Source organism: Lentzea indica (assembly GCF_012184385.1).
GTDB classification, from domain to species: domain Bacteria; phylum Actinomycetota; class Actinomycetes; order Mycobacteriales; family Pseudonocardiaceae; genus Lentzea; species Lentzea indica.
Genome location: NZ_VSRL01000314.1, coordinates 1 through 9,502 on the forward strand (window position 1 = coordinate 1; position 9,502 = coordinate 9,502).

General features: G+C 69.1%; 12 protein-coding genes. 7 read left to right on the forward strand and 5 right to left on the reverse strand.

The window, feature by feature from the left end:
* Both FXN61_RS43460 and FXN61_RS43465 read left to right on the forward strand, forming a co-directional pair.
* Positions 1–509: hypothetical protein (locus FXN61_RS43460; protein ID WP_167979677.1), on the forward strand; the 509-nt coding region annotated here is incomplete at its 5' end.
* A gap of 240 nt (positions 510–749) precedes the next feature.
* Complete coding sequence (locus FXN61_RS43465) at positions 750–908, forward strand: hypothetical protein (protein ID WP_167979678.1); 159 nt, start codon at positions 750–752, stop codon at positions 906–908.
* A 15-nt stretch (positions 909–923) separates the two neighbouring features.
* On the opposite strand, the gene FXN61_RS43470 is transcribed toward FXN61_RS43465, so the two are convergent.
* From FXN61_RS43470 to FXN61_RS43485, 4 genes are all read right to left on the reverse strand, one after another.
* Positions 924–2,006: a sensor histidine kinase gene (locus FXN61_RS43470; protein WP_167979679.1), complete on the reverse strand. Its 1,083-nt coding sequence runs from the start codon at positions 2,004–2,006 to the stop codon at positions 924–926.
* A complete protein-coding gene (locus tag FXN61_RS43475) occupies positions 2,003–2,674 on the reverse strand; it encodes a response regulator transcription factor (RefSeq protein WP_167979680.1) in 672 nt (223 codons plus the stop codon). The genes FXN61_RS43470 and FXN61_RS43475 overlap by 4 nt, the downstream gene beginning before the upstream one ends.
* A gap of 9 nt (positions 2,675–2,683) precedes the next feature.
* A complete protein-coding gene (locus tag FXN61_RS43480) occupies positions 2,684–3,250 on the reverse strand; it encodes a VanZ family protein (protein ID WP_167979681.1) in 567 nt (188 codons plus the stop codon).
* 78 nt (positions 3,251–3,328) lie between these two features.
* Positions 3,329–4,294 (reverse strand): helix-turn-helix transcriptional regulator, encoded by a 966-nt coding sequence (locus FXN61_RS43485; protein ID WP_167979682.1) that lies wholly within the window; start codon positions 4,292–4,294, stop codon positions 3,329–3,331.
* A 140-nt stretch (positions 4,295–4,434) separates the two neighbouring features.
* On the opposite strand from FXN61_RS43485, the gene FXN61_RS43490 reads away from it, so the two are divergent.
* From FXN61_RS43490 to FXN61_RS43500, 3 genes are all read left to right on the forward strand, one after another.
* Positions 4,435–4,788: a RidA family protein gene (locus tag FXN61_RS43490; RefSeq protein ID WP_246292946.1), complete on the forward strand. Its 354-nt coding sequence runs from the start codon at positions 4,435–4,437 to the stop codon at positions 4,786–4,788.
* 233 nt (positions 4,789–5,021) lie between these two features.
* The gene (locus tag FXN61_RS43495; RefSeq protein ID WP_167979684.1) at positions 5,022–5,225 is read left to right on the forward strand and encodes a cold-shock protein; all 204 of its coding nucleotides are present in this window, start codon (positions 5,022–5,024) and stop codon (positions 5,223–5,225) included.
* A 208-nt stretch (positions 5,226–5,433) separates the two neighbouring features.
* Positions 5,434–5,826, forward strand: coding sequence for a peptidase inhibitor family I36 protein (locus tag FXN61_RS43500; RefSeq protein WP_167979685.1), 393 nt, complete (start codon positions 5,434–5,436; stop codon positions 5,824–5,826).
* A gap of 85 nt (positions 5,827–5,911) precedes the next feature.
* Here the strand turns inward: FXN61_RS43500 and FXN61_RS43505 are convergent, their stop codons facing one another.
* Positions 5,912–6,670, reverse strand: coding sequence for an SDR family oxidoreductase (locus FXN61_RS43505; RefSeq protein ID WP_167979686.1), 759 nt, complete (start codon positions 6,668–6,670; stop codon positions 5,912–5,914).
* A gap of 93 nt (positions 6,671–6,763) precedes the next feature.
* Between FXN61_RS43505 and FXN61_RS43510 the strand changes: the two genes are divergently transcribed.
* Entirely contained in the window at positions 6,764–7,342 is a 579-nt protein-coding gene (locus FXN61_RS43510) for a TetR/AcrR family transcriptional regulator (RefSeq protein WP_167979687.1), read from the forward strand.
* A gap of 91 nt (positions 7,343–7,433) precedes the next feature.
* On the forward strand, positions 7,434–9,502 hold a 2,069-nt coding region (locus FXN61_RS43515), incomplete at its 3' end, for an RICIN domain-containing protein (protein WP_167979688.1).

Here is a 9,502-nt window from a genome sequence, read left to right on the forward strand (position 1 = left end):
CGCCGCGGTGGGCAGGCTCGATCCGGGGACTGCGCGAGTACGACCGTCTCGCGACACTCACCGACGGCTCACCGCTGCCGCGAACGCTGCGCGCTCTCACGCGCCGCCCGGAGATCGCACCGGCCTACGCGATGGACGTGGTGGCACGGGCGGTCCGCGCGGCCATGGGTGAGCTGGTCGGTGACGACGCGCTGGCCCGGTCCGTGGCACGCCGGCCCTCGACCGAGCTGGTGTGCGCACTGGCCATCGCGACCACTTGCGCAGATCCGTCCACAAAGGACAAAACGGTTCAGGTGCTCGCCGCGAGAAAGACCGTGGTTCCAGGCTTTCCCGCCAGCGATCTGTCCGACGAGAACGGGCCGTGGCAGAACGCGCTGGCCGCGGCGGCGGACCTCGGTGCGGAGGTGGACCTGTTCGGGGACCGCGTCGCCGAGCACGGGCTGCTCGTCCCGGCAGCGTTGCTGGGCAAGGACGGCTGGCCGGCCCTCTGGAGCCGCGCACACCGCTGAACGGGCGACCTCATCGCATCTGACCTGCGATGCTCGCGCATAAGTCCGCCGCGTGGGAAAATGGCCGCCCTAGAAGCGGCATCCGCGCCCAGGAGGCTTGGCGAACTCGACGCTCTGCTGCACGCTCTTCGAGGACAAGGTTTCAAACCCGCGTCACCCCGTGTAGCCCTTGGCCAGTGGACGGACCTGCCGTGAGCTCGCTGCTCAGGCCCACGAGCCCCCGCATGGAGGCATAACCGCATGACGAAGACCGCCAAGAAGAAGAACGAAGTCGAGGTCCGCGAGCCTCGGCCCAAGCCGCGCAGGGACGTGTCGCACGTTCCGTGGCGGGTCTGGGTTGTCGTGTGGAGCGCGATCTCCGCCGTCACGAGCCTGGCGGGTCGACGCAGGAAGCGCTAGCGATCTCCACGCCTGTCACGGCGTACCGGGAAGCCGGACCGTGACACGAAGACCGCCGGTGGGGCGGGGTGCGAGGTCGAGGGCCCCTTCGTGTGCCCGGACGATGCTGGCGACGATGGCCAGCCCGAGTCCGGCACCGGCGTGTTCATCGGTGCGCACCCGTCCCGTTCCGCGGTGGAAGGGCTCGGTGAGGGTCGGTACCAGCTCCGCTGGTACCGGATGGCCCGTGTTCTCAACCCGCAGCACGCTCGCCTGGTGCTGCGACTCGGTGTGCACCGTCACGGTGCCTCCGCCCTCGGGAACGTTGTGGACGATGGCGTTCTGAACGAGGTTCATCACCATCCGCAGCAGGAGTTCCGCGGAGCCGACTGTCCTGGCTGCCTCTCCGGTGACGTCGAGAGCGATCCCGCGCTGTTCGGCGAGAGGAAGCAGCGTTTCCGCGGCTTCTTCCGCGACCAGCGAGAGATCCACGGGCTCGCGGGTGAAACTTCCGCGGTCGCCACGGCTGAGCACCAGAAGAGCCTCGGTGAGGTCGATCGCCCGCGTGTTGACGGTGTGCAGGCGTTCGACGAGTTCGCTCTGGTCTCGCGAGGGGTCCTTGCGGGCGACGTCGAGGAGCGCCTGCGAGATCGCCAGCGGCGTGCGCAGCTCGTGCGAGGCGTTCGCCGCGAACCTCCGCTGTTCGGCGACGTGGGACTCGAGCTGTTCGAGCATGGTGTCGAACACGTCGGCGAGTTCGCGAAACTCGTCTTCACGGCCTTCGAGACGGATCCGGTGGGAAAGCGAGCCGTTCGCGGCCGTCCGTGCCGCGTCTGCGATCCGCGTCAGCGGTGCGAGCATCCGGCCGGCGAGGATCCACCCTCCCACGAGGCCGAACACGAGCAGGATGACCAGCGCGACGGCCGCGGCAGGGCCGAAAATGCGCGTGAGCAGGTATCGGCTGGGTGAGATCCCGATGAGGCCCTGGGGTTTGTCGGGTACGTAACGCAGCAGGTACATCCACACGACGGCCAGCAGGACAGCGCCCGTGACGAGGACGAGTCCGGCGTAGCTGAGGGTGAGTTTCAGCCGGGCGCTGAGCCCAGGAGGCCTAGTCACGAGTGGTGCCCGGTGTCGATGCGGTAGCCGACGCCCGGCACCGTGGCGATGAGCCAGGGTTCGCCGAGTCGCTTGCGCAGGGCGGAGACCGTGATGCGGACGGCGTTGGTGAACGGGTCGGCGTTCTCGTCCCAGGCCCGCTCCAGCAGCTCCTCCGCACTGACGACTCCGCCTTCGGCCGCGACGAGGACTTCGAGCACGGCGAACTGCTTGCGGGTGAGGGCGACGTAGCGTCCGTCGCGGAAAACCTCCCGGCGGAAGGGATCCAGCCGCAGGCCCGCGATCTCCCTGACCGGCGGCCGGACGTACGCGCGCCTGCGGTCGAGCGCCCGCAGCCGCAGGACGAGCTCACGGAGCTCGAACGGCTTGGTGAGGTAGTCGTCGGCGCCGAGCTCGAACCCGGAAGCCTTGTCGTCGATCCGGTCGGCGGCGGTGAGCATGAGGATCGGGATGCCGCTGCCGGACGCGACGATGCGCCGCGCGATCTCGTCGCCGGAGGGACCGGGGATGTCGCGATCGAGGACCGCGAGGTCGTAGGTGTTGACGGCGAGCAGTTCCAGGGCCGTGTCGCCGTCGCCCGCGATGTCGGCGGCGATCGCTTCCAGCCGGAGACCGTCACGGACGGCTTCCGCCAGGTAGGGCTCGTCCTCCACGATCAGCACGCGCATACCCGCAGCCTAGGCAGCTGGGGACAGCACCGGCGTGCCCGACCGGGCACGCCACCAGTGGCGGGACGCCATGGCCGCCAGCCCTGCGCCCGCGGCGTTGAGCAATACGTCGTCCACAGAGGACACTCGATCCAGCCACAGGTACTGCGCGATCTCCAGCAGGGCCGAGAAGCCGGCCGCGAGCGCCAGGATCCGCGATATCGATGCCAGCGCCGCGAACCGCAGCGGCACGAAGAATCCCAGCGCCGCGAACACCAGCAGGTTGCCGACGATCTGGCCCGTGTTCATCTCGAGCAGGTCCCTCAGCGGTACCAGGGTCAGCGCGCCGCGGACGACGCCGGGCTCTTCGCCCGGCAACAGGATCATCCACACCCCCGGCACCGTCCCGTGGACCATGCCGACCTCCGCCACCGACCTCCGCCACGCCTGCTCGGCCCCGTTGGCACTCCGGCGGTGCGCCAGCACCCACATCACCACCGCGGCCACCGGCAGCGCGACCACCGTGAGGGCTACGACGCCGGTGAACGTGCCGACCCAGTCCTGCCACCTGTTGAGCACTCTCTCCCCCGCTTCCATGGCTCGTGCCTCCACTGAAGACGGAAGACGGTTGCGGTGGCGTATGCGTTTTTCGATACGCCCGCGATACATCGGCTTCTAGTCGTCGTACCTGGTGGCGATCGCGGCGGCGCGGTTGCGCAGTGAGGTGCGCAGCGACTGCGGGGCCAGGGCTTCCGCGTTCAGGCCGAGCTGCCACAGCGCCCATTCGGCGTGCCACGAGTCCTGGAAGGTCACCTCCAGCCGCAGCCAGCCGTCCGCGTCGGGTTCCTCTGCGCGGACGGCCAGCGCGGTGTTGAGCAGGTCTTCCCGCCGTGCCGGGTTCACCCGCACCAGCACGGTGATGTGGCCGTCGGACAGAAACCGCGCGCAGCGTTGCCGCCAGATCCGGTCCAGATCGACCCGGTCAGGGCGCTGCGCCGGTTCGGGGAGTTCCTCGGCGGCCAGCACCCGAGAGAGCCGGTAGGTGCGGTCCGCGCCGGATCTGGTGGCCAGCAGGTAGGCCCGGTCGCGCACGGTGACCAGGCCGATCGGGTCCACCGTGCGCCACTGCGGTTTCTGCCCCGTGGCCGCGTAGTGGATGCGCAGCTTGTGCCCCGCGAGCACCGCGCGCCGGACCTCGATCATCGTGGAGCGTGACACCTCCTCGGTGACCAGCCGGCGTGAGAGCAGATCGGTCTCCGGCTCGACGAGGAATCGCTGGGCCGCGTCACTCGCCGTGGCCCGATGACCTTCAGGCAGTGCGTCGACCACCTTGCGCATGGCCGAAGCAAGAGCCGAACCGAGGCCGAGCACCTGCTCGCCACGGCCCGATCCGGCGGTCAGCAGGGCAAGGGCCTCGTCGTGGTTGAGTCCGGTGAGCTCGGTCCGGAAACCGGGCAGCAACGCGAACCCGCCGTGCCGGCCACGTTCGGCGTAGACCGGAACGCCGGCTGCGGACAGAGCCTCGATGTCGCGCAACACGGTGCGAGTGGACACCTCCAGCTCGCGGGCCAGCGCGTCCGCGGTGAGCTGACCGCGCTGGCGCAGCAGCAGCACCAGCGAGACCAACCTGTCGGCGCGCATGCCGAAAATCGTGCCAGAAAACACGACAGAGGATGTCGTGTTTTGCCGGAAGGCTGATCAACAACTTCTCGACGATTTCGAATGGAGCTGTTGTGGCAGCGGAACGAACGGCGATCAACCCGTGGTCGTGGTCGGTGGACATGGGGTTCAACCAAGGTGAGGTCGTCTCCGGGCAGACCAGGACCCTGTACTGCTCAGGACAGACCGCCGTGGACGGCGACGGCAAGCCCCAGCACGCCGGCGACATGGCCGCGCAGGTGGCGTTGAGCCTCGACAACCTGGAGGCGGTTCTCGCCGAGGCCGGCATGTCCCTGGCGAATCTCGTCCGGCTCACCGTCTACACCACCGACGTCGACCTGCTGTTCCAGCACTACGGCGTGCTGGCGTCGCGGCTGGGCGCCGCCGGGGTGGCACCGTCCACCACGATGCTCGGCGTGACCCGGCTGGCGATTCCCGACCTGATGGTGGAGCTCGAGGGAACCGCCGTCGCGTAACGCAGAGCAACCGGAGTGGCGCTGCTCACACCAAGAGTGAGCGACGACAGAGGGATCAGGGTGCCGCCCGAATGTCCGTGGGTGTAGCGTGGTGCCCATCAGTCATGGTTCCGAAGTACCGGTCGCCCGTGATCACGTGTCACGGGCGTTTTGCTGTTCAGCGTCTCCGGCCATGGCGGATCAACCCCGGTCCTTGCATCGTGCGAGGGCCGATCTCATGCTTTGGAGTGCACATGGCCACCGGAACCGTCAAGTGGTTCAACGCTGAAAAGGGCTTCGGCTTCATCGAGCAGGACGGTGGCGGCGCCGACGTCTTCGTTCACTACTCGAACATCGCCGCTCAGGGCTACCGCGAGCTCCAGGAAGGCCAGAAGGTCTCCTTCGAGATCACGCAGGGCCAGAAGGGCCCGCAGGCGGAGAACGTCGTCCCCGCCTAGTCAGCCCTGCAGCCGCCGGTACCAACCGAGTGGCATGCGCGGACTTACGCCAGAGCCCGGCCGGGTGCAGTTCGACCGGCCGGGCTTTGTCTTGCCCCTGCACGCCTGACAGGCAGGTCACAGATGGCCGGTTGGTGACCTGTTCCCCGTGATCGATCCCCAGCAACATCGTTCTCGCAAGCGAACAACCGTTGAGGGGGATTCAGGGATGGTGTTCGGCATCAAGAAGACGATCGCGGGGGTCGCGGTGGCCTTGGCCGCCGCGTCGGCGCTCACCGGGGGAACCGCGCAGGCGGGTGAGATCGGCGTCACCGCGTACGCGGACTGCCCGCCGTCGCACATGTGCGGCTTCGAGCACGAAAAGGGCGGGGGCCGGTACGTGGCCATCCAGCAGCGGATTCCCGACCTGGCGCAGTTCAACGGCGGCTACCTGAACAACCGGATCACGTCCGGCTGGAACAGGAGCGGCGCCTCGTTCTGCTGGTACACCGAGCCCAACTACCAGGGCGCGTACTACCAGTCCGACACCGGAACGCGGGGGTTCTTCCCGCACAACGACGCGTACAGCTCCGTGCGGCGCGGAACGTGCCCGTTGAGCTGACGCGGCTCCGGCCTGGGCCGGCCCGGCGGTTCCGGACCGGCCCAGCACGGAGCCGCTCGGCAACCCCTGATGACCTGGGCGTGCGTCAGTGGTGCAGCGGGGCTCGCGGCCCCAGGTAGAGCCCGCCGTTGACGTCCAGGACCTGGCCGGTGACCCACCTGCTGTCCGGCGTCGTGAAGAACGCGACCGCGTCGGCGATGTCGGCCGCCTCGCCGACCCTGCCGAGCGCGACGATCTTCGCGACCCCGTCCGCGGCGCCGGGCACGTCGTCGAGCCAGGTGTTCATGTCGCTGCGGGTGATGCCGGGTGCGATCGTGTTCACGGTGATCCCCCTGTCCCCCAACGTGTTCGCCAGCGACCGGCCGAGCGTGTTCAGTGCGCCCTTCGTCATGGCGTAGACCGCCTCGGGGACCGCGAACCAGGTGACCCCCGACGAGATGTTGATGATCCGGCCACCGTCGCGCAGCAACGGCAACGCCTTCTGGATGATGAAGAACGGCGCGCGCACGTTCACCCGGAACACGCGGTCGAACTCGTCCTCCGTCGCGTCGATGCCGGGACCGAACACCGCGGCGTTGTTCACGAGCACGTCCAACGGCTTGCCGGCGAGGCCTTCTTTGAGTCCGTCGATCAGCACGTCGACGCCGTCCTGCTGTGCCAGGTCGGCCTCGACCGGGAACGCATGCCCGCCGGCCGCCTCGATGGCGGCGACGGTCTCCAGCGCGGCTGCCTTGTTGGAGCCGTAGTGCACGGCCACCAGCGCGCCATCGGCGGCGAGTCGCTCGGCGATGGCTCGGCCGATGCCGCGGGAGGCGCCGGTCACAAGTGCTGTCCTGTTCGTCATCTCATCCCCTCAGTCGTGTTGTAAGGGAACGTTCCCTTACAACACCTGTAAGCTAGCGTGCGGCACCAGCACCGAGCAAGAGGGAGAACCGCGATGCGCCGGACGGCGGCCGAGACCAGGGAGCTCGTCCTGGACGTCGCGAGCCGCCTGTTCTACTGGCAGGGCATCCGCGCGACGGGCGTGGACAAGATCGCGGCGGAAGCCGGGGTGTCCCCCAACGTGCTCTACCGCGCGTTCGCGACGAAGGACGACCTGGTCGCCGCATACGTTGCCCGGTCGAGGGAACAGTCGCAGGCCCGCTTCGACACCGCCATCGCCGCGGCGGGTCCCGACCCGCGTGCGGGCATCCTCGCCATGTTCGACGCGCTCGCCGAGGACATCCGTCCCGAGGTGTTCCGTGGATGCGCCTGCATGATGACGCTCGCGGAGTTCCCCGACGAGGCGCTGCCCGCCCACCAGGGTGCGGTCGGCGCGAAGACGTGGGTGCGCGAGCGGTTCGGCGAACTGGCGGGACAGCTGGGGGTCGCGGAGCCCGAGGTGCTCGCCGACCAGTTGTCGATCATCTGGGAGGGCACGAACAGCACCGCGCAGGCGATGGGCGCGGACGGACCGCCGGCCAGTGCACGTGCCCTGGTGACGGCGATCCTGGACCACCACAAGCCGTCCAGATAACCCGACGCAGAAATTCTCGCCCGGACGGAAACCTTTCCGCCCGCCGCGGCAACCAGGTGCTGAAGACGATCGAGCGCTGGGAGTTGCCGCGATGAAGAAGCCCGTGTCCACACCGAACCGGAGAAGGACACGCACCCGTCACAGGAAGGTGATCGCCGCTGCGCTGACCGCATCGGCGGTCGCCGGTTCCTGCCTGTCCTACCTGTTGTTCGTGCGGCACGACTCCGACGCGGTGTCCGTGGACGCCGCCGCCTACTACCAGTTCGTCTCCGCACGCAGCGGCAACGCGCTGGACGTGGCCGGATCGGACAACGCGGACGGCGTCCGGATCCAGCAGGAGCAGCCCACCGCCGGTTCCGCCAGCCAGCAATGGCGGGTCAAGCCGGTGGAGGACGGCTTCTACCAGCTGGTCAACCACAACAGCTCGAAGGTGCTGGGAGTACGCGACACCTCCCCCTCCAACGTCGAACAGCAGTCGGACACCGGCGCGCCCTCCCAGCAGTGGAAGATCAGCAAGGTCGGCGACGGGGAGGTGAAGATCGTCTCGCGCAGCAGCGGGATGGTGCTCTGCGTGAACGAGGGCGCTGACAGCCAGGCGGTCGTGCAGGCCGCCGACCGCGGCGGTGCCGAACAGCGGTGGAAGCTGGCGAAAGCCGCCACCGCCGCCACGCCCAAGCCTCCCGCGTTGGTCGCGCAGCCGAAGCCTTCCCCGACCACGTCCGCCGCACCGTCCACACCGGCACCCTCGGCGTCCGGCCGGTACTCCTGGCGCAACGTGCCCATCGCGGGCGGCGGCTTCGTGACCGGGTTCGTCTTCAACCCCAGCCGCAAGGACCTGCTGTACTCGCGCACCGACATGGGTGGCGCGTACCGCTGGGACGCCAAGGCGGGCCAGTGGATCCCGCTGACCGACTGGGCGGGGGACTGGAACCTCCTGGGCATCGAGAGCGTGGCGACCGACCCGGTCGACCCCGAACGCGTGTACCTCGCGGCCGGCACCTACACCAACGAGTGGGCGGGCAACGCCTCGATCCTGCGCTCGGCCGACCAGGGCAGGACGTTCCAGCGCACCAGCCTGCCGTTCAAGCTCGGCAGCAACGAGGACGGCCGGTCCATGGGCGAGCGGCTCGCGATCGACCCAGCCGACCACGACACGTTGTACCTGGGCACCCGCAAGAACGGGCTGTGGCGCAGCACAGACTACGGCGTCACGTGGAGCCAGGTCTCCAGCTTCCCCGTCAAGGACGGTGCCAGCAGCGGAGTCGGCCTGTCCTTCGTCACCTTCGGCCCCGCCGGCAGCAAGACGATCTACGTAGGTGTCGCCGACAAGACCACGTCGCTGTACCGCTCGACCGACGGCGGCGCCACCTGGCAGGCCGTGCCCGGTCAGCCCACCGGCCACCTGCCGCACCACGGCGTCCTGTCCGGTGACGGCTCGCTGTACGTGACGTACACCGACGCCCCCGGCCCGAACGGCGTGAAGGCCGGTTCGGTGTGGAAGCACACGCCGTCCAGCGGCGACTGGAAGGACGTCTCGCCGATGCCCGGCAACGGTTTCGGCTACGCCGGTCTCGCGGTGGACCCGCAGCGCCCTGCCACGGTGATGGTCACGACCCTCGACCGCTGGTGGCCGTCGGACGAGCTGTTCCGCTCCACCGACGGCGGCGCCTCCTGGAAGGCGCTAGGGGCCACCTCCGTCCGTGACGCGTCCGGAGCGCCGTACGTCGGCGACCACATCGGCCACTGGATGGGCGCGCTGGCGATCGACCCCTTCGACTCCGGCCACGTCATCTACGGCACCGGAGCGGGTCTGTGGGCGAGCAAGGACGTGACCGCGGCGGACAAGGGCGGCTCCACCCACTGGACGATCCCCGTCAAGGGACTGGAGGAGACCGCGGTTCTCGGCCTGGTCGTGCCACCCAGCGGCAAGCTGGTCAGCGCTCTCGGTGACATCGGCGGATTCCGTCACGACAACGTGAACGAGGTGCCTGCCGCCGCCTCCTCCGGACCACGTTTCACCACCACCACCGGCATCGACTTCGCACAGACCAAGCCGAACGTCGTCGTCCGCGTCGGCAACGGCGGCGAGGCGCGCGGCGCCTACTCCACCGACGGTGGCGCCACCTGGGCGGCGTTCGCCGGCACCCCGGTCAGCGCGGC